At 39.3% G+C, this 23,377-nt stretch carries 22 protein-coding genes, 1 other RNA gene and 1 riboswitch; of the genes, 21 read left to right on the forward strand and 2 right to left on the reverse strand.

Features of this window, described 5'->3' with window-relative positions:
- Positions 1-143: 143 nt before the first annotated feature.
- From QFZ73_RS21830 to QFZ73_RS21845, 4 genes are all read left to right on the forward strand, one after another.
- Positions 144-1,091 (forward strand): DUF2515 family protein, encoded by a 948-nt coding sequence (locus QFZ73_RS21830; protein WP_307270594.1) that lies wholly within the window; start codon positions 144-146, stop codon positions 1,089-1,091.
- 355 nt (positions 1,092-1,446) lie between these two features.
- On the forward strand, positions 1,447-1,725 hold the full coding sequence (locus QFZ73_RS21835) for a hypothetical protein (protein ID WP_251430612.1): 279 nt from the start codon (positions 1,447-1,449) through the stop codon (positions 1,723-1,725).
- A 69-nt stretch (positions 1,726-1,794) separates the two neighbouring features.
- A complete protein-coding gene (locus QFZ73_RS21840; RefSeq protein ID WP_307270597.1) occupies positions 1,795-2,163 on the forward strand; it encodes a YppE family protein in 369 nt (122 codons plus the stop codon).
- A 76-nt stretch (positions 2,164-2,239) separates the two neighbouring features.
- Complete coding sequence (locus QFZ73_RS21845; RefSeq protein ID WP_307270600.1) at positions 2,240-2,842, forward strand: YppG family protein; 603 nt, start codon at positions 2,240-2,242, stop codon at positions 2,840-2,842.
- A 68-nt stretch (positions 2,843-2,910) separates the two neighbouring features.
- Here QFZ73_RS21845 and QFZ73_RS21850 read toward each other — a convergent pair whose 3' ends face one another.
- On the reverse strand, positions 2,911-3,363 hold the full coding sequence (locus tag QFZ73_RS21850) for an Hsp20/alpha crystallin family protein (protein ID WP_251430620.1): 453 nt from the start codon (positions 3,361-3,363) through the stop codon (positions 2,911-2,913).
- Positions 3,364-3,504: 141 nt separating this feature from the next.
- Here QFZ73_RS21850 and QFZ73_RS21855 point away from each other — a divergent pair, with 141 nt between their 5' ends.
- The 14 genes from QFZ73_RS21855 to QFZ73_RS21920 all read left to right on the forward strand — a co-directional run bounded on the left by QFZ73_RS21855 (position 3,505) and on the right by QFZ73_RS21920 (position 20,356).
- The gene (locus tag QFZ73_RS21855) at positions 3,505-4,275 is read left to right on the forward strand and encodes an alpha/beta fold hydrolase (protein ID WP_251430623.1); all 771 of its coding nucleotides are present in this window, start codon (positions 3,505-3,507) and stop codon (positions 4,273-4,275) included.
- A 122-nt stretch (positions 4,276-4,397) separates the two neighbouring features.
- A complete protein-coding gene (locus tag QFZ73_RS21860) occupies positions 4,398-6,674 on the forward strand; it encodes a DEAD/DEAH box helicase (protein WP_251430626.1) in 2,277 nt (758 codons plus the stop codon).
- A gap of 36 nt (positions 6,675-6,710) precedes the next feature.
- Positions 6,711-7,967, forward strand: coding sequence for a ribonuclease H-like domain-containing protein (locus QFZ73_RS21865; protein WP_307270607.1), 1,257 nt, complete (start codon positions 6,711-6,713; stop codon positions 7,965-7,967).
- Positions 7,968-8,423: 456 nt separating this feature from the next.
- Complete coding sequence (locus QFZ73_RS21870) at positions 8,424-8,906, forward strand: CotD family spore coat protein (protein ID WP_307270610.1); 483 nt, start codon at positions 8,424-8,426, stop codon at positions 8,904-8,906.
- A 65-nt stretch (positions 8,907-8,971) separates the two neighbouring features.
- A complete protein-coding gene (locus tag QFZ73_RS21875; protein WP_251430634.1) occupies positions 8,972-9,523 on the forward strand; it encodes an SLOG family protein in 552 nt (183 codons plus the stop codon).
- A 204-nt stretch (positions 9,524-9,727) separates the two neighbouring features.
- Complete coding sequence (gene gpsB / locus QFZ73_RS21880; protein ID WP_057915139.1) at positions 9,728-10,039, forward strand: cell division regulator GpsB; 312 nt, start codon at positions 9,728-9,730, stop codon at positions 10,037-10,039.
- Positions 10,040-10,119: 80 nt separating this feature from the next.
- Positions 10,120-10,509: RNase P RNA component class B (gene rnpB, locus QFZ73_RS21885), an RNA gene on the forward strand.
- Positions 10,510-11,147: 638 nt separating this feature from the next.
- Positions 11,148-12,296: a THUMP domain-containing class I SAM-dependent RNA methyltransferase gene (locus QFZ73_RS21890; protein ID WP_307270631.1), complete on the forward strand. Its 1,149-nt coding sequence runs from the start codon at positions 11,148-11,150 to the stop codon at positions 12,294-12,296.
- Positions 12,297-12,488: 192 nt separating this feature from the next.
- Complete coding sequence (locus QFZ73_RS21895) at positions 12,489-12,689, forward strand: cold-shock protein (protein WP_034307871.1); 201 nt, start codon at positions 12,489-12,491, stop codon at positions 12,687-12,689.
- 223 nt (positions 12,690-12,912) lie between these two features.
- Positions 12,913-14,829 (forward strand): ATP-dependent DNA helicase, encoded by a 1,917-nt coding sequence (locus QFZ73_RS21900; RefSeq protein WP_373458963.1) that lies wholly within the window; start codon positions 12,913-12,915, stop codon positions 14,827-14,829.
- A gap of 86 nt (positions 14,830-14,915) precedes the next feature.
- Positions 14,916-16,264 (forward strand): IS3 family transposase gene (locus tag QFZ73_RS21905; RefSeq protein WP_307270638.1). Its coding sequence is split into 2 segments (ribosomal slippage): positions 14,916-15,360 and positions 15,360-16,264, totalling 1,350 coding nucleotides; the frame shifts between segments, so codons are not numbered across the junction.
- 138 nt (positions 16,265-16,402) lie between these two features.
- Positions 16,403-17,920 (forward strand): carboxypeptidase M32, encoded by a 1,518-nt coding sequence (locus QFZ73_RS21910; RefSeq protein ID WP_307270643.1) that lies wholly within the window; start codon positions 16,403-16,405, stop codon positions 17,918-17,920.
- 267 nt (positions 17,921-18,187) lie between these two features.
- Positions 18,188-18,289, forward strand: a riboswitch (purine riboswitch).
- A gap of 161 nt (positions 18,290-18,450) precedes the next feature.
- Positions 18,451-19,050 carry a xanthine phosphoribosyltransferase gene (locus QFZ73_RS21915; RefSeq protein WP_063233348.1) on the forward strand — a complete coding sequence of 200 codons (600 nt, stop codon included), beginning with the start codon at positions 18,451-18,453 and terminating at the stop codon, positions 19,048-19,050.
- A complete protein-coding gene (locus QFZ73_RS21920; RefSeq protein WP_307270649.1) occupies positions 19,043-20,356 on the forward strand; it encodes a nucleobase:cation symporter-2 family protein in 1,314 nt (437 codons plus the stop codon). The genes QFZ73_RS21915 and QFZ73_RS21920 overlap by 8 nt, the downstream gene beginning before the upstream one ends.
- 425 nt (positions 20,357-20,781) lie before the next feature.
- Here the strand turns inward: QFZ73_RS21920 and QFZ73_RS21925 are convergent, their stop codons facing one another.
- Entirely contained in the window at positions 20,782-20,946 is a 165-nt protein-coding gene (locus tag QFZ73_RS21925) for a chemotaxis protein CheC (protein WP_307270652.1), read from the reverse strand.
- A gap of 417 nt (positions 20,947-21,363) precedes the next feature.
- On the opposite strand from QFZ73_RS21925, the gene QFZ73_RS21930 reads away from it, so the two are divergent.
- The 3 genes from QFZ73_RS21930 to QFZ73_RS21940 all read left to right on the forward strand — a co-directional run bounded on the left by QFZ73_RS21930 (position 21,364) and on the right by QFZ73_RS21940 (position 23,289).
- A complete protein-coding gene (locus QFZ73_RS21930; RefSeq protein WP_307270655.1) occupies positions 21,364-22,452 on the forward strand; it encodes a type III polyketide synthase in 1,089 nt (362 codons plus the stop codon).
- The gene (locus tag QFZ73_RS21935; protein WP_251430658.1) at positions 22,452-22,982 is read left to right on the forward strand and encodes an isoprenylcysteine carboxyl methyltransferase family protein; all 531 of its coding nucleotides are present in this window, start codon (positions 22,452-22,454) and stop codon (positions 22,980-22,982) included. Before QFZ73_RS21930 ends, QFZ73_RS21935 begins: the two co-directional genes overlap by 1 nt.
- A 148-nt stretch (positions 22,983-23,130) precedes the next feature.
- Positions 23,131-23,289 carry a hypothetical protein gene (locus QFZ73_RS21940; RefSeq protein WP_251430661.1) on the forward strand — a complete coding sequence of 53 codons (159 nt, stop codon included), beginning with the start codon at positions 23,131-23,133 and terminating at the stop codon, positions 23,287-23,289.
- The last annotated feature ends 88 nt before the right edge of the window (positions 23,290-23,377 follow it).

Here is a 23,377-nt window from a genome sequence, read left to right on the forward strand (position 1 = left end):
TTTTACCCCTCCTTTTTTTCACTTATCTATATTAGCAAAAAAAGAATCCAATATGTGAATAAAAAGAATTGTTTCTTAGAACGATAGGATTTATGTACAACTATATGTCACAATTCATCGCTATAGAAAGGCTGGACACATAGATGCAAATGTTAATGACGGAAAAGCAATTGCTCCATTCCATAAAAGCCCAAACCGCTAAAGGGAATAGGGATAATATATCAAGAACAAAGGCATATGAACAATTTTTCAGAATGCATCCGGAAATCCAATGGTCATTTTTAGCTGGGATGGTTTCTAGAAATGCAGGCTGGAATATGTGTGATCTTGAAGGGATTTGGTTTTCCCATTTGCTTGGCCTTAAATACAGGAATCACTTATTCCTAACTTATGAGGAAGCCAACTGGAGAATATTCCAAGATGCTTATCCGCAATTACTTCTCTATCATTATTCGACGAAGTATGGACGCCCTTTGTTTCACTTATGTCATTATTTTTTTATTACCAAATTCATGATGAACGAATGGTATTCCTTTTGGAAACATGGAAATCGAGAAAAATTAGTCACTGCACTTATCATAAATGAACAAAATATCATTGAAGAACCGGTTATTAAAAAGCAATCTTTCGTTTTTCATTCTCTGTTATTTTTCCTGCAGGACTGGATGCATTTTAGCACCGTTTTATTTCCTACTTGCCATGGAGAATTGTATGGCTCGTCCGTTTCGCATTTTAGAAATATCGATAAAAGGATTGAAATGGGGAAAAGGTTGGCTGGCCTTTTATTTTCCGAAGAGTTGTTTCCGCTATTTTATGAATTTTCCTGCAGGACTGAACCAACGGGTGCCAGATATGATTATGAACAATATCGAAAAAAACCAAGGTACCATGAAACCCCGATGCTGAGGGGAGTATATCCATTGATTCATCATCAGGTAGGGGAGACAGAGCAATGGGATGTGAAAAAAAGGATTAAAAAAAAATGGTTCATTAAACCCAAATGGGAAGAAGACCCGCATTTGACCGATTGGTTTGACCATAAACAAAAGCAGCTGCACACGGCAGCAATAATAAAAAATTGGATTTTATAATAGGAAACAGGGAAGGCGTCGATTAAGCCTTCCCTGTTTATCGTTCAGTATTTATGTCTTACGTAGAGGGGCGGTTTTCCCCACTAAGTTTCGGGTTTCCCGTTCCTGCCTTTGCAGTGGGCGGCTTTTGTCGTTTTTCGTTTTTTTGCTGTCTGCTTTCATTCGACTGCATAAAATCACCTCCTGTCTGTATTCTTGTATAAAACTTCATTCTTCATTCTGCCATTGTTGTCGAAGGGCATAATAAATTAAGTGAAATACACTTTCTTTGCCGATTCCCTTCTAGTTTTGTCAGTCATGAAGGGCTTTCAGATAAAAAAAAGAATAGTACAGGTAAAGAATGGGAGGGATCAGCATGGTCAATAAAAGTGTCGCAACAGAAGAGATATTAAGGATGATAGCTGAGATCAGTACCAGCCTGGATCGTTTGGAAATTTCATATGGGGAAACTGTAAATACAGTGCGGTGCAAACTATGGGCAGAGCAATATACATTAGTTAATGAAGCCCAGGAAGCCATTGAGAAAGCCGAAGATTATTGGGTGAATGCTGAAGGTGTGAACCATTCCTTTTCCATTGTCCCGGAAAAAACAATAATAAGAAGACACAAGGTTTTCACCGAATTGCACGTATAATCCGGAGGAATATCATTTTATAAAGAACTGGATTATACTAAGGGAAACAAATGTGCGGAGGAATATATTTTGCAAAAAGAAAAACTGCAGCTATTAACAGAACAATTAATAAAATATACGGACCAAGCGGATTATATCTATGAGGGTGTACGCAAGGAAGGAAAGGAAAAGGATTTCTTTTCGGAAGTCAAGCCGTTTGCAGACCAGGTCAGGACCGTCTGTATCGAATGGGAAAACGGAATGAAGGAGTGGATGAAAGAAACCGAATTTAGGCATCTTTTCCCCGAGCAAATCGAACAAACCGCCCATAACCTTTCTGATGTGGCCGTTCAGGCATTTTTTCCTAAAACAAGTTATAAGCGATTTAAAAGCCATGTCCAATCGGTCGAATTCATCCTTAATAATGTAAAAACGGAAATCGATCGGATTTTATCATAAAAACACCTACACTTATTACCTCTTTTTTCATATATTATCAGAACCATGTAATGAAAAAAGAGGAGGGCTCATTGACATGATGAGATCCGGTTATAACCAAATCTCCCCAAATCAAGGACAGTTTCCTCAATCAATGCCGGAAAATTGGGGAGGATACCAACAGCCAATGCCGTATCCTCCGCCCAATAACCAAAATCTTGAACAACCATTTATGTATCCATATCATCTCCAGGATACCGGGGGCTATATGACGCCATATCATGATCATTATCAGCAGGCGGCCTATCACCCATTCCAACCAGTCCAGCAGCAGGCGATGCATGTAGGAGCTTATCCGGGCAGCAGTGTAATGCAGCCAATGGCACAAATGCACCCAATGGCACAAATGCACCCAATCCAGTCCAATCAGCAGCCGCAAGCTTTTAGTCCGTTCGCGAATCCGTTACAGCCAGCTAAAAGACCTCCGCAAAGTCAGCAGCAGGCACATAATCCATATCCTAAGCAGCAATTCATGCAAAAACCCCAGCCATCGGGCTTCAAATCGGTCATGAATCAATTCAAAACACAAGATGGCTCCATGGATATAACGAAGATGATGAATACAGCTGGACAAATGATGAATACCGTTTCTCAAGTATCTTCAATGGTAAAAGGAGTAGGGGGCTTCTTAAAAGCTTAGATGGTGAATAAAGGAAAAGCAGACTTACAAGTGACCAGCCACTTTTTTAAGTCTGCTTTTATTCATGCCTAATGGATTTCAACCCGATTCCCTCTGATTTTGGGTAGGTTAAGCGTGAGGATGCCATCGCGATGTCGAGCGGTCACTTTTGCTTCATCAATCGGTTTTGGAAAGGAAATGGTTCTTGAAAAAGTACCTGCTGAAACTTCCTTTTGGAACAATCCTTGATTTTTATGCTTTCTATCTACATTCTTTGCAGATATGGTTACGGCATGGTCCAGTACATCAATTGATATTTGGCTGCGAGCAATTCCCGGCAACGTGGCGGTAAGGGTATATTCTGAATGCGTTTCGTGAACATCAACCGGAAAGCTGCGTTCTTTCGCCGAACCGAAAAAATCGTCAAGAGATTGCAGCATGCCTTTAGGGGGCCTTTCGGAAAACAGCCGATCCATTTTGTTAATGAAATGGGTAAAGGGTTCTATTCGATTCCGATTATTATTTTTTTCAGAAGAGGTCATCACGGTACTCCTTTCTAAAAAATTCCTTTGCCTATAGGCTATGTGAGGAATGAAGAAATGTGAATGCACTGTTGGGTTTCAGATACATGTCTATAGGGAATAACGTTACTGAATCATTAGTAAAGGAAATGAGGGATTAATATGACAGATAATAGCAAGCTTTCCTACATAGATACCGGGAAAGGAAAAGGAAATGAAACATTGTTGTTTATCCATGGATTTTGCGGAAGCCATGAATATTGGAGTGATATCATTGCTGAATTAAAGGATGAATACCGGGTTATTGCCGTTGATTTACGGGGGCATGGTGCAAGTGAGGAAATAGGGGGATCATTCTCGATTGAAGATATGGCTGCTGATATTGCGTCATTTTTGGAAGAACTGGAAATCGGACGGGTATATATGTTTGGTCATTCGCTTGGGGGATATATCACCTTGGCATTCGCAGAAAGGTTTCCTGGGAAATTGTCTGGTTTTTCATTGGTACATTCTACCGCTTTCCCGGACGATGAGACTGGAAAGGCGGGGCGCTTAAAATCTGTCGAGAAAATCGAAAGTGAGGGAATCCCTGCCTTCATTGACGGACTTATTCCAAAGCTTTTCGCTAATTCCGATGATCCCAATATTGACCATACAAAGGAAATCGGATATAAAACAAGTGTAATTGGTGCGATAGGGTCTTTACATGCCATGAGGAACAGAATAGACAGAAATCATGTACTCAAAGATACGAAGTTGCCTGTCCTATTGGTTGCAGGAGAACAGGATAAGGTGATTCCCGTTGAAAAAACCTTTTCTGTAAAAGGAAGCCATATCAATGAAGTTATACTTGAGGGGAGCGGCCATATGGGAATGTTGGAAGCTCCAAGCAGACTAATCCAAGAAATCATTCGTTTTGTCGAGAAGAATTAAATGATAAAAGACCCAGCTGGAAACGAGATGTTGACGTTGCCAGCTTTTTTTTTTGAATAGGAAATAGTTTCCCTTTTGCATAGAACGTTCATTCGGTAGAATAGGAGTATGAGGTGGCTATTATGAAACTGCGAAAAAATTTACAAGAAGTTATCAAGGATTTAAAAACAAATGAAGATTTTAAAGATAATATAGTACATTGGCAAGTAATTGAAGCGAAAGAGGCAAAACATGTTCCTTTTCCAAATGCAATGAATGATAAGATCAAGCATGCTCTTGAAATACGGGGGATAAATGGGTTGTATATCCATCAGGCAACTGCATTTGATACTGCTGTCAGTGGCAATAGCCTTGTAGCGGTCACACCAACAGCTTCTGGTAAAACATTATGCTATAATTTGCCGGTACTTCAAAAAATACTGGAAGATGAAAAAACAAGGGCGCTTTATATTTTTCCGACAAAAGCGCTGAGTTATGATCAAAAAAGCGAATTGAATGAAATGATTCATGAAATGGATGCTGAGATAAATAGTTATACATACGACGGGGACACACCTTCAAATATCAGGCAAAAAATCCGCCAAGCCGGGCATATCGTGATCACCAATCCTGATATGCTCCATTCAGGAATCCTGCCCCATCATACGAAATGGGTCTCTTTGTTTGAAAACTTGAAGTATGTGGTCATCGATGAACTTCATATTTACCGCGGCGTTTTCGGAAGTCATACAGCCAACGTCATAAGAAGGTTAAAAAGGATATGCAAGTTTTATGGAAGCGACCCTGTATTCATATGTACTTCCGCTACGATCAATAACCCAAAAGAGTTGGCAGAAGAGCTTACGGAAAAACAAATGGTCCTTATCGATAATAACGGAGCCCCAAGTGGGAAAAAGCATTTTGTGTTTTACAATCCTCCAATAGTCAATAAACCGCTGAACATACGAAGGAGTGCGGTTTTGGAAGTCAGGAAGCTGGCAAATGAATTTTTGAAAAATAAAATTCAAACCATCGTTTTTGCGCGAAGCAGGGTTCGTGTGGAAATTCTATTGACATATTTACAGGAACTTGTGTCAAAGCAATTGGGGCCAAAATCGATCAGAGGCTATCGCGGTGGATATCTGCCAACACAGCGTAGAGAAATTGAACAAGGCCTCAGGGATGGTTCCATTTATGGAGTGGTTTCCACAAATGCACTTGAGTTGGGTGTCGATATCGGCCAGCTTCAGGTTTGCATAATGACTGGTTACCCTGGATCCATATCGAGTGCCTGGCAACAGGCGGGACGAGCAGGAAGAAGGCATGGTGAAGCATTGATCATCATGGTCGGCAGTTCTAGTGCCCTTGATCAATATATCGTACAGCATCCCGATTATTTCTTTACCAGAAATCCAGAAACTGCAAGAATCAATCCGGATAATCTTTTGATCTTGGTTGATCATGTAAAATGTGCAGCATATGAGCTGCCATTTAAAAAAGGCGATACCTTTGGGAAAACAGAGATTATGGACGTTCTTGAATTCCTTACGGAAGAAAGGGTCTTACACCTGAATGGGGACAAATGGCATTGGATGAATGATGCTTTTCCCGCAAGCAATATCAGCCTGCGTTCAGCGGCACAGGAAAATGTCGTGATCATCGACCAAACGAATGCACCGGTTAATCGGGTCATAGGGGAAATGGATACGTTCAGTGCAATGACCCTTCTCCACGATGAAGCCATTTATTTGCACCAGGGAATACAATTTCAGGTGGAAGAACTTGATTGGGATGAAAAGAAAGCTTATGTACGTGAAGTCAATGTAGACTATTATACGGATGCTAACCTTGCTGTTCAATTGTCTGTATTGGAAGTCGATAAACAGCGAACTTTCGCTTCCACAGCAGCTGCTTTTGGTGATGTCGCAATCCGGGCGATGCCTACGATCTTCAAAAAAATCAAATTCGAAACTCATGAAAATATTGGTTCAGGACCAATAAGTCTCCCGGAGATGGAACTGCACACGAGTTCGGCCATGCTTTCCATGGATTCCGATATATTTAAGTGGGACGAAAATCGAATAGAACAAGGAATGATAGGTGCCTCCCATGCTCTTAATTACATGATCCCGCTATATGTTATGTGCGATCCGCATGATATTCATGTTTATCCGCAGGTTAAAGCAGCGCATAATGAAAAACCGACCATTTTTATCTATGATAGTTATCCAGGAGGCATAGGGTTAAGTGATAAAGTATATGAAAACTCTGAAGTCATTCTGCAGGAAACAATATCAATGATCGAAAATTGCACGTGTGAAAACGGCTGTCCTTCCTGTATCGGGACGGAATCCGCAACGAAAACAGCCAAGAGTGATGCCAAACAATTATTGGGTCAATTCTGTAAGCAAAAACATTAATAGATTGCAGTGATAATAGAAAAGAGGTGTAATTTAATGTCTTTAAAAAATAAATTGAACCGTATGAAAACGCATATGAACCTAGGGAAAAATCCTTCTCCTATAGATGAAAATGACCAGACAGTGAATGAACAAATCCCTTACATTGAAAAGTGGCTGGAGAACGATACCGTTTCCTTCCATTTCGATGGTGACTATTGTTTCATTAGGGAAGTCCGCTACCCTATAAATCACAAACACGGGTTATATGCATTTTCCGAGCTGAAAAAGGTCCTAAAAGCGTGGAATCAAACTTCATTGGAGCATCCATTATCCGCTAAGGGCGTTAAAAGTGAAGATCTGTTTTTCTTCGATACCGAAACGACAGGGCTTGGAGGCGGAGCCGGCAATACCATTTTTTTACTTGGCTATGCTTATTTAGAAGGAGAAGAAGTAGTCGTGAAGCAACATATCCTTCCGCAGCCCGGAAGTGAAATCCCGCTTTATCAAAGCTTTCTGGAAAACATCAATTACGAAACGCTTGTCACATATAATGGTAAATCCTTTGATTGGCCCCAGCTAAAAACCAGACATACCTTGATAAAAGAACATGTACCAAAACTGCCGGAATTCGGACATTTCGATTTATATCATGCTTCAAGACGCCTTTGGAGAAACAAATTGGAACGAGTGAAATTATCAGCAGTCGAAACAGATATTCTAGGTGTACATAGGAAAGATGATATTCCAGGATATTTGGCGCCGATGATTTATTTTGATTTTGTTGAGAGGAAGAATCCGGAAATTCTGTTTGGGATCATGAAGCATAATGAATTGGATATCTTGTCATTGATCACATTGTATATTCATTTGTCCCGAAAAATCCTCCAAATAGATGGATATACGGAAGAGTCCATGGAAATTGCTCGATGGCTCGCTTATTTGGGAAAAAAAGAAGAGTCAGTTGAGACCTATCAAAAAATAGTGGAAGCGGGGAATGAGGAAGATCGGATAATAGCTGGCCATGCCTTAGCCTTCCAGAAAAAGAAGCAAAAACAATTCAATGAAGCGTTGGGAATTTGGAAGGAAGTCGCCTTAAAAGGGAATGTGCAAATTAGGATACAGGCACAGATTGAATGTGCAAAATTATATGAACATCAATTTAAGGACGTAGGTCTTGCTCTAAAATGTTCAATAATCGCACATCAAGAGATGGTGAGGGAAGGGATCACTCCGGGGAAAAAACAGTTGGAATTGGAAAAGAGGATCCATCGGCTCGAAAAGAAAGAGCAATCTAAGGGTATTTCTGTATAAAATATGGGAATCAAAATGGTCTTATAGTGCTAAAGGCAGAAAATAAAAAATATGTATACAATTATTGTAGCCTTCAACTATTATGTGTAAAATGGAAAGAGTTGAGGGTGAAATTCCGAAGCGTTCATTTCATTCCTTTACATCATAAATTCAAGGTGAAAGCGGAGCGAAGAAATGTATAAAACGACTTTATTTCTATTTTTTGTTGTCCTTTGTTTAACGATTGTTTTATTTACTTCATTAAAAGAGAGTCTCTATTCCTTTTTGTAGAAAATTACCCTCAGTGCATTTGAAGGGATAGCATTAATATAATAGTGTACTTATCGACAGCTGCTATACATCGTTTTATACTTATTCTGTATAAATAGGTCAATTCATCAGTACACGTATCCCCTTTTTTTCATAGTCTGTAATGGTAAGACTAAACTTATCATGATGAAAGGGGACGAATTATAAATGTATTTTCGTAATTGTGGAGGAAATAAACCCCATGTAATGGGTGCATCCAGCAATGTAATGGGAGCATCCAACAATGTAATGGGAGCATACGGGAACGCACCTGGAGTAATGGGCGCATCAACCGGTAAACAACCCAACAACGTAATGGGAGCGTCAACCGGTAAAAACTCTAACGTAATGGGAGCCTATAGTCCATCGGCTGTGTCTCCGGCGCAATATGGTCCAACACAAACTTCTCCATCTCAAGTTGCCCCAGCGCAAGTCTCTCCAACACAGCAATTTGTCAATACGAATGTATCGAACACAGTGATTCCTGTCGTTCATCCATCACATACAACAAATGTCAATAAACATGTGAACACGTATAAGCACTATTTCCCGCATACTCAATCCGTGGTGAACGAGTGCTATAATCAACACTTGATTTGTGGAAGGCCGCCGCATAACCCAGGCTGTCCGCCTAGACATTTCGGATATTAAAGAATAAGGGCTTATTAAGCCCTTGTTTTCTTACATAATCATGTTAAAAGGAGATTAGCCAAGCAATGAAGGTTTTGTATATGACGGGCTATAAGGCTTTTGAATTCGGGATATTCAAAAATGACCATGAAGCCGTAAAATATATAAAGAAAGCGATGAAGCAACGTCTCCTTCCATTGGCGGAAGATGGGCTGGAATGGGTGATCATCTCAGGTCAGTTGGGTACGGAACTATGGGGTGCAGAAGTGGTGTTCGAATTAAAGGAAGAATATCATCAGCTTAAATTAGGGGTGCTTACTCCTTTCCTGAAACAGGAAGAGTCGTGGAACGAGATGAATCAAGACTATTACCGATCCATATTGGCCCGTGCCGATTTTGTTGAGTCCATTTTCAACAAACCATATGAAAGTCCACAACAGCTGAAAATCAAAAATAGGTATATGGTCCATAAAAGCGATGCCATGCTCATCATTTTCGAAGCCGAAAAAGAGGGATCAGCCCGATATCCTTATTTCGAGGCGATGAAAAAAGCGGAAACACAGGCATACCCCATCTTTCAGATAAACTTTGATGATCTGCAACTGGCTGCGGAAGAAGCCAGCTGGTCCGAAGAATGATGGAGTGAAAATAATTATGGATTAAAAGTTGTTTCTAAAGCATAATCATATTATGATGAAATTTAGATACAGATTTAATGTGAATACATATCGTTCACTGAAACAGTAAGCATACTAAAAAGGTGTTTCGTTGACAAACCCAAGCAGATTTGAAAAAATAATAAAAAGTCGATTGTATTGGCGAAAGTATTGAGGTGAAGTCTTATGCTATCCGATAAGATAAAATTAACGGCTAAGGATATTCTTGAAAAAGATTTTAAAACAGCCATGCGCGGTTATAAACCTGAAGATGTGGATCAATTCCTGGATCTGATCATTAAAGATTATGAAGTGTTCCATCAGGAAATTGAAGATCTTAAACAAGAAAATCTTAAATTGAAAAAACATGCCGAAGAGAGTACAAAACGTCCTAATCAACCTGCTCCAAGTGCCACTCCGGGAACCACTAACTTTGACATCCTTAAACGGTTATCCAACTTGGAAAAGCACGTTTTTGGAAACAAGCTTTTTGACTGAGATTTTGCTTTGTAAAAGTGAAAATGATTTTGGTATTGTGTTTTCAAGAATAATGGGGTATAATCAATAATGTTATGTTAACGTTTGGGTAATTGCTGCTGCATTTATGCAGTAGAGGAAAGTCCATGCTCGCACGGACTGCGATGTCCGTAGTGTTCGTGCCTGGCGAAAAAATAAGCTTGGGCAGCAATCTTGGATTGCTGACGGCTGGGAAAATGCCTAAGTCCTTTTGGATATGGCATGAATACCTATAAAAGTGCCACAGTGACGGAGCCTTTACAGAAATGTAAAGGGTGGAACGAGGTAAACCCCACGAGCGAGAAACCCAAATTAATGGTAGGGGCGCTTTCTTCCTTGGAATTGAACGAGGAGAAGGACAGAAGCACATGCTTCTGTAGATAGATGATTACCGCCGAAGTACGAGACGCGAGTCGCTTGCAGTACTGAGGAACAAAACATGGCTTACAGAACGTTATCATATAACACCAAAAGCACAACTCTCCTTTTAAAAGGGGAGTTTTTGTTTATGGAGATTGCCCGATTAAAAAAGATTGGGCATTTCCATTTATTTTTCGTTTTCTGAAACACCGCTGTGTTAAACTTAGAACTTGGCAAGTTTTTCATTCCATACTAAGAGTGTCAGGCGGAAAGAAAATGGCTTAAATGAAGTCTGTCGGTAGCTTTTTTAAAAATAATGTTGGAATGTTAAGCATTTCCTTGATTCTGGGTATCCTATTCATACAGGTTCCTTAACTCTTCTTTAAGCCCTAAAATGAAGGTATCAAGACAGAACTTCAAATTTCAGGATAATGGATGGGAAGCATACATAATTGGTTTGGATCATTTCATATAATTACAGTGTGTATCTGAAGGTACATGGATAATGGAGTAAAGCTTTATTCACGGTAATTAATAAATGTTCTCGCTACATGATCGTTATATAAGATAGGCAAACAATCAAGAATTCTAACAAAAATATAAAAAGGCGGTGGACCTTTTAAATAAGGTTTACATGTAAAAAATCAATGCCTGATTCTTAAATATATAAATGAAGAAATTCGGGAAAGGTGCCATTGATTTGGATTAATGGAAAGAAGGTGCAGGATTAATGAAACAATTCGATATTATCGCAACATCAGCAATGGGATTGGAATCAATTGTTGCCAAGGAGGTTCGGGATCTTGGTTACGATTGTCAAGTCGAAAATGGTAAAATCACGTATAAAGGGGATCAAACCGCCATTGCCCGCTCTAATTTATGGCTGCGCAGTGCCGATAGGGTGAAAATTAAAGTAGCAGAATTTAAAGCATATTCATTTGATGAGTTGTTTGAAAAAACAAAGGCATTGAATTGGGAAGATTACTTATCAGCCGATGTCGAGTTCCCCGTGAGTGGAAAATCAGTTAAGTCAAAGCTTTACAGTGTCCCTGATTGTCAGGCTATTGTCAAAAAGGCGATTGTTGATAGATTGAAAAGCAAATATAAGCAAGTATCTTGGTTTGCAGAGACTGGCCCTTTGTTTAAAATTGAAGTGTCTATTTTAAAAGATGTAGTGACACTTACCTTGGACACTTCAGGCGCGGGTTTGCATAAACGGGGATATCGGACAGGGCAGGGTGAGGCACCCCTTAAAGAAACATTGGCGGCTGCGTTAATCATGCTGACCAATTGGAAACCGGATAAACCTTTCATAGATCCATTTTGTGGATCTGGAACGATTCCCATCGAGGCGGCCTTAATTGGGCAGAACATAGCACCTGGGTTTAACAGGGAATTCGTTTCTGAAACCTGGTCATGGATGGACAGCAAGGTTTGGGATGAAGCACGGATTGAGGCAGAAGATTTAGCCGATTATGATCAGTACTTGGACATATCCGGTTGTGATATTGACCATCGAATGGTCGATATAGCTAAAGCGAATAGTTTTGAAGCCGGTCTTGGTGATCTGATTGAATTCAAACAAATGCAAGTGAGGGATATCTCGACCAGGAAAGAGTATGGTGTCATTGTCGGAAACCCGCCTTATGGAGAACGTCTTGGTGAGAAAAAAGCGGTTGAGCAGATGTATAGAGAAATGGGCCAAGCCTTCAAGAAGCTTGATACATGGTCAGTATACATGATTACCTCCAATCCTGACTTCGAACAGCATTACGGTAAGCCTGCAACGAAAAAAAGGAAATTGTTCAATGGTTTCATCCGTGCTGACCTTTATCAATATTGGGGGAAAAGGCCGCCAAGGCAGCCTCAAGGTGAATGAGTAGGTAGAATATAATGGAGGATTTTGATAGTCAGGACGATTTATTCATAATAGGTTCCAGTCTTGCTTATCATTTCCTTTTCTGTTATTCTAATAATGAATTATTTTTGTTCAGATTTAAGGAATACCTTAATATTCAATGAGCAAGAATAGTAATATAATGTGTGGAGAACACACTAGGAGGCAACAAAAATGGAACAAGGTAAAGTAAAATGGTTTAACGCAGAAAAAGGTTTTGGATTCATCGAACGTGAAGGTGGAGACGATGTATTCGTACATTTCTCAGCTATCCAAGGCGAAGGTTTCAAAACACTTGAAGAAGGCCAAGACGTTACATTTGATGTAGAACAAGGTCAACGTGGACCACAAGCATCAAACGTAAACAAAGCTTAATTCAACCCTATATTATTTACAGACAGGCTCTCTTTTGGGGCCTGTCTTTTATTTTACGAATCGGGCAACCAGCAGCATACATAGAAAAACATACATAATACGTTTCATTTCTGATAGTTGGTAATTATCTTGACTATTAATGTGAAATAAAGGATAATATACTTTTGCTTAAGATTATAATGATTCGGATTCTATATACTGATGATAGATAAAAGGGGAGACCATGATGCTTAAAACACTGCCTTTTTCGGTAACAAAGGAAGATTCTTTTTACGATAAGCTTTCAGAATGGATCGGTGATGTTTTTTACGATATTCTTCCCGAAAAAGGATTTGAGCTGCGTGACGAACAAATCTTCATGGCTTTTCAGTTAGAAAAAGCCTTTAAAGAAAAGAATGTAAGTTTTGCTGAAGCAGGCGTAGGGACCGGTAAGACATTGGTCTATTTACTATATGCGATTTGTTATGCGAGATATACGAATAAACCGGCAATTATTTCTTGTGCAGATGAAACGTTGATTGAACAGCTTGTCAAAGAGGAAGGCGACATCCAAAAAATCAAGAATGCTTTAGGTATTGAAGTGGATGTTCGGCTTGCCAAATATCACGATCAATATGTATGTCTTAAGAAATTGGATTACGCAGTGAATCATGAAGATTCAGAGGGAATAGATCAGCTCTATGATGAACTTCCCAAGTTTGTCCATGATAACTCATCCATGAACGCCTATACAGCATACGGGGACCGTAAACAGTATCCATATTTAAATGATGAAGACTGGTCTAAGGTTGGCTGGGATCAGCTTCAAAACTGTTTTACTTGTGATAAACGCCATCGTTGTGGGCAAACCCTATCACGGGACCACTACCGAAAATCAAGTGATTTGATCATTTGTTCACATGACTTCTTCATGGAGCATGTATGGACTAAGGAAAAACGTAAGCGTGAAGGACAGTTACCATTGCTGCCTGATCATAGCTGCGTTGTCTTTGATGAAGGTCATCTTTTGGAATTTGCTGCTCAAAAGGCTTTAACTTATAAAGTTGGGGAACAAACCCTTGCTTCGGTTTTAGAATTGCTTACAGCCAATCAGGTTCGTGAAGAAACCTTATACATCATTGAGGACTTGATTGATATCAATGAAGAATTTTTTGATTTATTGGATGAAAAAGCGATACATGTCAGCGGATCTAATCGTTATGAGATCCCGATGTCTAAAGAAATAACAAACTTTGCCCAAAAGCTTCACAAAAAGGTTGAAGAGTTAGAGGAAAACCTTGTTTTTGAAGCAGAAATGTACACGATTAATGATTATGATTTAAAAGTGACGGAAGAATATTTGGAGCAGCTGGGATACTCCCTTTCTCTATTTGTGAAGGATGAACAGGCCATTTCCTGGTTTGAAGAAAATGAAATGACCAAAACATTGGTCATCATGCCAAGGCTTGTACAGGATATTTTGTCTGAACAGGTATTCTCCAAAAAAATCCCTTACATTTTTTCATCGGCAACATTAGCGGATAATAAATCCTTTCAATATATTGCAGATAGTTTAGGGATTGAAAAGTATGACAGCTTCTCCGTTGAATCACCATTTGATTACGATGAAGTCATGAAAATGAACATGCCGGTATTCGAAAATGGAGACCAATTGGCAAAACTTCAATATACAATGAAGACAATTGAGGAAAATGAAGGTCGAACACTAGTATTATTCCAATCAAAAGAAGAATTGCATTGGTTTAAGGAAAACTGTCCAATATCCTCTTATCCATTTTATTTTGAAGGGGAAGCCGAAATCAGCGAGCTTGTTAAGAAGTTCCAAGAGGATGAGCAATCTGTCCTTTTCTCCTATCATTTATGGGAAGGGCTTGATGTTCCAGGGCCTTCATTACAAAATGTAGTGATACACTCCCTTCCATTCCCGCCACGCGATCCAGTTTTCGAGGCCAAACGCAACTCGGTTACCGATGCATTCGAAGAAGTGGATCTTCCATACATGCTCCTTCGATTGCGCCAGGGAATTGGGCGTTTGATCAGGACGAGCAACGATTCGGGAACAGTCCAGATCTTGATTGAAAAGGATCTTTCGGAACAGGTGAAAGAGAAGATTGTATCCATTCTTCCTGTAACGCTTTAAGTCAATCCAATCCAAAATAAGAGCCAAGGTGCCTGAACTGCACCCCAATTGTTAGACAACATCTAACAATTGGAGGTGCAGTTTTTTTGACTAAATATACGATAGACGAAAAATCAAATGCAGTTTTAGAGTACTTAGAAGGGAAAAAATCCTATAAATCCATTGCTCAAGAAAGAAATGTAGGTTTATCCCCTCTGAAAAGATGGGTCGCTCGCTATCTAAAACATGGGATGGAGGGACTTGTTTCATCCTATACAAATTACACTTTGCCCTTTAAACTAGAAGTACTTAAAAATATGAACGAATATGGGGCATCGATCAACGAGACCGCTGTACACTATAACCTTCCTTCCGATTCTACACTTTTGAATTGGGCAAATCAGTTTCAGGAAGGAGGTATAGACGCCCTTAAACCAAAGAAAAAGGGGCGTCTATCCATGAAAAAAGAAACTAAGAAAAAATCGCCAGCTAATGGCTCTCAAGAAGCACTTCTTGCCGAATTAGAATACTTACGTGCAGAGAATGCCTATCTAAAAAAGTTGAATGCCTTAGTTCAAGAAAAGGAAGCCTTACAAAGAAAGAAAAAGCGAAAGTAGTCCATGAACTAAGGAAACAATTTGATTTAAATCTGCTTCTATCCATTTCTAAAATGGCACGGAGTACGTACTATTATTGGGTAAACGCCTTCGGGCGTGAGGATAAATACACAGAAATTAAATCCCTTATCAAAGAGATATTCCATACGCATAAAGGGCGTTATGGGTATCGGCGTATCACCCTAGAATTACGTAACCGAGGTGCTCGCATCAATCATAAAACAGTTCTCCGATTGATGAATGAACTAGGATTGAAGTCATTAGTTCGCATGAAGAAATACCGTTCGTACAAAGGGAACATCGGCAAGATTGCGCCCAACATTCTAGCACGTGATTTCAAGGCGGCAAAGTCCAATGAAAAATGGGTGACAGACGTCACAGAATTCCATCTAGCTGGGGAGAAACTATACTTATCGGCCATTCTAGACCTGTTTAATGGAGAAATCATCGCCCATAATATCGAATCTCGTCCTGTTTATCCGCTCGTTTCCAAAATGCTGGATAAAGCCTTTGATCGCTTGGAATCGAAAGATTCACCCATTCTCCATTCAGATCAGGGCTGGCATTATCAGATGAAACAATACTCGCATGATTTGAAAAAACATAACATTACACAAAGCATGTCCCGCAAAGGAAATTGTCTCGATAATGCGGTCATTGAAAACTTCTTTGGCTTATTAAAATCCGAATTACTCTATCTTCAAGAATTTGAAAGCATGGAGCATTTCAAACAAGAACTAGAAGAATATATCCATTACTACAATCATCAAAGAATCAAGGTGAAATTAAAAGGCATGAGCCCGGTAGATTACCGGGTTCATGCCCTCAAGGCTGCCTAAGTAAATAAAGTGTCTAACTTTTTGGGTTCACTTCATGCCACTTGGCTCTTATTTTATTTTAATTTATTAATCGGAGTGGTTCTGATATGAAAGATTTTTGTATAATATGGTAAAGTCTAGTTGGAAGGAGCAGTGAATATGAAAAAAAAGGGTATCGATCTGATAGAAAAAGATTTTAAAGAATATGTAAAGAAAATCTCGGCCTATAATGAAGCTCTCGAGTTAATTTTTTGGGATTTGCGTACAGGTTCACCGAAAAAGGGAGTTGAGCAGCGTTCCGAAGTTATCGGCGTGCTTTCCTCCGAGGTGTTTAATATGAGCACAAGTAAAGAAATGGAATCCTTCATTTCAGAACTTTCGATGGAGAAAGCCACTCTTAGTGAAACGACGAATAAAATGGTACAAGAGTGTAAAAAAGAGTTTGAAAGGAATAAGAAAATTCCTGCAAACGAATATAAGGAATTCGTCATTTTACAATCGCGTTCTGAAAGTGCATGGGAAGAGGCAAGGGAAAAAGCGGATTTTTCTTTATTTCAACCTTATCTGGAGCAAATTGTAGCTTATACCCGTAGGTTCGTAGAGTACTGGGGATATGAAGGGATGAAATATAATACCCTTTTAGATATGTATGAACCAGGCATGACTGTAGATATACTTGACAGCGTATTCAGTGAGCTTCGTTCGAGGATCGTTCCTTTGGTAAAACAGATTGCTGAAAGCGAACATAGACCTGAAACAGCGTTCCTTTATAAAGAATTTCCAAAAGAAAAACAGCATCAACTCAACTTGGAAGTTTTAAAACAGCTAGGATACGATTTCCAGGCTGGCAGGCTGGATGAAACCGTTCACCCTTTCGCGACTGGAATAAATAGGGGCGATGTCCGGGTGACGACCCGATACGATGAAAATGATTTTAGGGGGGCAATCTTTGGTACCATTCATGAGTGTGGACATGCCATTTATGAGCAGAATATTGCCGAAGAGTTAACCGGAACGCTTCTCGATAGCGGGACATCAATGGGGATCCATGAATCCCAATCTTTGTTTTTCGAAAACTTCATAGGACGGAACCATAGCTTCTGGAAAAATAAATTCTCCTTATTAAAAGAGTATGCTCCCGAACAATTCAATGATGTGACGCTGGATGAATTTTACCGGGGCATTAACGAATCAAAACCATCGTTCATCCGAGTTGAAGCAGATGAACTGACGTATCCTCTACATATTATGATTCGGTATGAACTGGAAAAGGCTCTCTTTAATGGAGAACTTGAAGTGAAGGATTTACCGGAAGTCTGGAATGAAAAATACAAGGATTATTTGGGAATTGTGCCTGAAAATGATGCCATGGGCGTGTTGCAAGATGTACACTGGGCAGATGGCAGCTTTGGTTATTTCCCCTCTTATGCATTGGGTTATATGTATGCAGCCCAAATCAAGCAATCGATGCTTAAAGATTTGCCTGATTTTGATGGACTGTTGGAAGCGGGTGATATTGCTCCAATCAGGAAATGGCTTAATGAAAAGATACATAAATACGGAAAAACAAAAAAGCCTCTTGAGATTTTGAAAGAAACGACAGGGGAAGGCTTGAATGTTCAGCATTTAATACAGTATCTTGAAAAAAAATATAAAGAAGTTTATAAAATCAAATGAATCAATGGAAGAAGGACTTGGATTAAATGTCAAGGCCTTCTTCCTTTTTTATGGGTCACCACAAAAGTGCATGAGTGTAATGCTAGTAAATGGAATATGAAGACGGGATGCTGTTTTTCTTGATAGGAAAAATTCCATGTTATTTAGGCTTCGTGATTTCGTAATTTTCTAATTATACGAATGATGATTTATTTTTTTAATTGAAAGTTCGGTTTTTATCAAAAATCACTTTTCAAATAGAGTCAGCGTTGTTATAATTCATATATTATTAAAATATAAAGTTTCACTCGTATAATGGCAGGGATATGGCCTGCAAGTTTCTACCGGATTACCGTAAATAATTCGACTATGGGTGAGTAATAGGTCTTGTTGCGTAAATGAAGGCTTTTGCTGATTCATTTTTCATTCATGCCCAAGAAGTATTGCTTCACTCCAAAAAAGTGTCGCAATGTTTCTTGGGCTTTTTTATATGCCGGGAAACAATTGCGTGTTTATGGGTCAATAAACATCCAAGATTGGGAGGAACCTTCATGCAACTTTTAAAGGAAAAAATCTTGTCCGAGGGTCAAGCTTTATCAGAAGATATTTTAAAAGTAGATTCATTCTTAAATCACCAAATGGATCCTATCTTAATGAAAGAAATTGGTAAAGAATTCGTAAAACGTTTCGAACAAAAGGAAATAACGAAAGTTCTGACGATTGAATCTTCAGGCATTGGACCTGGTTTGATGGCTGCGTTGGAATTGGAAGTTCCGCTAATTTTTGCCCGTAAACGTAAATCACTTACTTTAACAAATGATTTAGTGACGGCGTCCGTCCATTCCTTTACAAAAAAAGAAACCAACACCATTACGGTTTCCAATAAATATATTGAAGCAGGAGATAAGGTTTTGATCATCGATGACTTCCTTGCGGTCGGACAGGCAGCCCGGGGCTTGGTGGAAATCTGTAAGCAGGTTGGAGCAGAAGTGGCCGGAATCGGCATCGTGATTGAGAAAGCATTCCAAAGTGGTGGTAAGGATCTTAGGGAACAAGGTTTTCAAGTGGAATCACTTGCGCGAATTGCTGAGTTGAAATTCGGTGAGATAACGTTCGCTGATGAAAAGGAAGGAGCAACCGTCAATGTCTAATCAATCACCATTAAAAGTTGCTTCCTTAGGATTACAACATGTTCTTGCCATGTATGCCGGTGCAGTCGTCATTCCATTGATTGTTGGTGGGGCGCTGGAATTGACTGCAGCGCAGTTAACTTATTTAGTTTCAATAGACATTTTGATGTGCGGGATAGCAACTTTATTGCAAGTGTGGAAAAATAAATTCTTTGGAATTGGGCTTCCGGTCGTCCTAGGCTGCACATTCACAGCAGTTAGCCCGATGATTGCAATTGGTACACAATATGGAATCAACTCCATTTATGGATCTATATTGGTGTCGGGATTTATCGTCGTTATCATTAGTAAATTCTTCGGAAAGCTGGCAAGGTTCTTCCCACCCATTGTCACTGGATCTGTCGTTTTGATTATTGGCATTACGCTCATTCCTGTTGCCATCAACAATCTTGGTGGAGGCCAAGGAGCTGCTGATTTCGGAGACTTGAACAATGTAGCTCTTGGTTTTGGAACTTTGTTATTCATCATATTCATGTATAAATTCTCATCGGGATTCGTACGCTCCATTTCTATTTTATTGGGGCTGTTAGTCGGAACATTTGCAGCTTTCTTCCTTGGAAAAGTGGATGTTAGTTCAGTGGTCAGTGCCACTTGGCTGCATATGCCTCATTTTTTCTACTTTGGAACTCCGACATTTAACGTCACGGCGATCATTACAATGACTTTGGTGGCGATCGTCAGCTTGGTGGAATCGACTGGTGTTTATTATGCCCTTGGTGAAATAACGGACAAAGAGATTTCAGAAGACGATCTAGCTCGCGGATATCGTTCTGAAGGGCTTGCCATCATGATTGGCGGTTTGTTCAATGCGTTTCCATATACGGCTTTTTCACAAAATGTCGGATTGATTCAATTGTCAGGCATTAAAACAAGAAATGTCATATACACTACTGCGGGCATTCTCATTTTCATTGGTTTTGTTCCGAAAATTGGTGCATTCACGACCATTATCCCTTCATCCGTGCTTGGCGGTGCAATGGTTGCGATGTTCGGGATGGTAATTGCCGCTGGAATTAAGATGTTGAGCAAAGTGGATTTTGCTTCTCAAGAAAATTTATTGATCATCGCTTGTTCCGTAGGTATGGGACTTGGGGTGACGGTCGTTCCTGAGCTATTTGCGCAAATTCCGGAAAGCTTTCAAATCTTAACGGAAAACGGTATTGTAGCCGGAAGTTTGACAGCCATTTTCTTGAATATTGTCTTTAACATCATCCCTACAAAAGGGAAAGTGAAGGAAACGCGTATTGAAGGGCAAAATATAGCCTGATTAAAAATAGATTTGGTGAACTTGATAGATTCGCCCTTTAAAATGCCCACAATCCTCAGACGATGAGATTGTGGGCATTTTTTTCATTGAGGCCGAGGACATATCATTGATATAGAAATTGGAGATTTGTCAGATAAAAGGAAACTCTCTTCACTTTTTGAATATATTGATAGTATATGTTCAGGAAAGTAGTGATAGGGATGGAGAAAAAATATTGTATTCATTGTCGAACCATTCTAAGCCAGGAGAATAGGTGCAGTGTTTGTGGAAAAGAGGAGCTTCAAAATATCATTATTCAAGTGCAAAATCAATCTTCAGTAAAGAAAGAAGAATGAAAGCGCCCCCTTACCTATTATGGGTAAGGGGGTTTATGTTTCATGATTACATTTCGATCATTAGGATGATATGAAGAGTACCTACACCTTTTAATGAAATGGTAAATTGATTGCTCCATGAAATCCATACATTTTGGTATTGCCCACGATGACGGTTGGAGGGGTAATATCAATTAATGCATTCTCTCCTGCTAAAGAGGTGGCGATATTACCGGCAAGCATGTTACCGAGTTCTGCTGCAAAAGATTTAAGCATTTCACCTTATAAGGGCATGCCAAACATGCGTTCACCTATTTTGCCCATACATCACGTTTGTTCCATCAATATTTATTCTTCCGCGGATATCCCCTTACATGCAATAAGGACGCTAGGATTCCTGTTCGAAAGGCTGTCTAATGAGGGACACCGTTTGAATGTCCATAGAGAGAGGAAAAGGACTTAACTGCCAGGAGGGTCCCATTTAACACTTTTATAGCGTTGATTTCCATTTCATTTCTGCTTGTTTGGTTAGGTTCTCTATTTTATCAAATTCATAGTCTTTTTTACCTAGTTTTTTTAGAAAAAAAGAAAAAATATTCTGAATCGCCAATAAATATGACCATTTAGCGATAAAGCATAATTGATTTCCTTGTGGGTATATTAACCATATCATGAATAATAAGGGGTGGAATCATGCCGTATTTATTATCTGCATCTCATATAAAGCTGCCATATTTACTTTCCCAGGAAAAAATCATGGAATTTTCGAGAGAAATATTTGGAGCCTCATTTAAGAATATAGAACGGTTATTAAAAGCCTTTAAGAATGGACAAGTGGAAAATCGATATTTTTCAAATGATCTTGATTGGTTTAAAGAGGATCATGCTTTTGCCGATCGGAATGATTTATATATTCAGCAGGCAGTCAAGTTTGGGAAAGAAGCTATAGAAAAATGCTTAGTCAACACAGAATTTTTAAAAGAAGAACTGCAGGCAAACGAGCTAGATGCTTTCTTCTTTATCTCAAGCACGGGGATTGCTACCCCGACCATTGATGCCAGGATAATGAATGAACTTCCATTTAACCCTCATGTTAAAAGGATTCCGATTTGGGGACTTGGCTGTGCGGGGGGAGCAAGTGGCCTATCGCGTGCTTTTGAATATTGCCAAGCATACCCGACGGCGAAGGTCATTGTTTTAAGTGTGGAGTTATGCAGTCTGACATTTCAAAAGAATGACATCACCAAAAGCAATTTAATTGGAACTTCCTTATTTTCTGATGGAGTAAGCTGTGTTTTGGTTTGCGGTGATGAAGTGCCGGATGGACAGTTTTCAAAAAAAGTAAGACATTTGCAATTTTTGGATTCGCAATCTACGCTTATGCCGGATTCATTGGATGTAATGGGGTGGGATGTTAAAGATCAAGGGTTATACGTGGTCTTTTCGAAAGATATCCCTACAATCATCAAAGATTGGCTTAAACCTAATGTTCAAGAGTTCTTAATGGAGAATGGTTTAGATCTTAGGGATATAAAAGATTTCATTGCTCACCCCGGAGGCAAAAAAGTAATTGATGCATATCACGAATCCCTCGGGTTCGATGAAAGCATGACGGCAGAGTCAATGAATGTATTGCGGGAATTTGGCAATATGTCCTCTGCAACTATTTTGTATGTCCTGGAGAGGTTCATGCAGCGTGGCGGGAATAAAGGTGAGGTTGGATTGGCTGCTGCATTGGGTCCTGGTTTTTCATCAGAGCTTGTGTTAATGAGGTGGAAGTGATGATCTTCGCCATTTTCATCATCTTGATCGCTATTCAGCGCCTGGTTGAATTATATATCGCCAAACAAAATGAAAAACAGCTGAAAGTTGCAGGAGCAGTAGAGTACGGTGAGTCCCATTACAGATGGATGGTTTTAATGCACCTTAGTTTTTTTATTGTTCTCATTATTGAAGTGGTCGTGCTTGAAAGAGATGTGGCTGGACTTTGGCCAATTTGGCTGACCCTTTTTCTAATTGCGCAGTCAGGCAGGATTTGGGTAATCCGATCATTGGGAAAACATTGGAACACCAAAATTATAGTGGTTCCTGATGCCGATGTGGTCATAAAAGGTCCTTATAAATATTTCAAACATCCGAACTATATCATAGTGGCAACTGAAATAATAGTTATTTCCTTGCTATTCAATGCATATTATACTGCTATCATCTTTAGTTTTTTGAATGTTTGGATGATGACGGTAAGAATCCCACTAGAAGAGAAGGCATTAAAGGAACATACGGAATATTCTGCGGTTTTTAAGGGAAAATAATAAAAAATTCAATTTCTTATTGAAAATGATTATCGTTCGTGATAAGATTCTAAATGAAGATGAAAATTATTCTCATTCGGATTTCGATAAATTTATTTTAATAACTATAACTAAAAGCTAATTAATATATAAGAGGATGGTGTTGGTAATGGTTTGGGTATTCATTTTATTGACAGTCGCTACATATGGTTTTGTGATGAAACATGTATTGAATAATATTCAAAAACCGGCAAAGGCAGTAAAACCTTATACCGAGTCACCAATGGAGAACCGAGCTGCATTTAACCCCACCCCTACAACCAGGTAAAAATCCTGGTTTTTTTTTACATTTCAAAGTCAATATATGAAACAAACTGCATGAATCCACCAATCGGTGGTTTTTTTTTGAACATGAC

This window comes from Peribacillus sp. V2I11, assembly GCF_030817135.1.
GTDB classification, from domain to species: domain Bacteria; phylum Bacillota; class Bacilli; order Bacillales; family DSM-1321; genus Peribacillus; species Peribacillus simplex.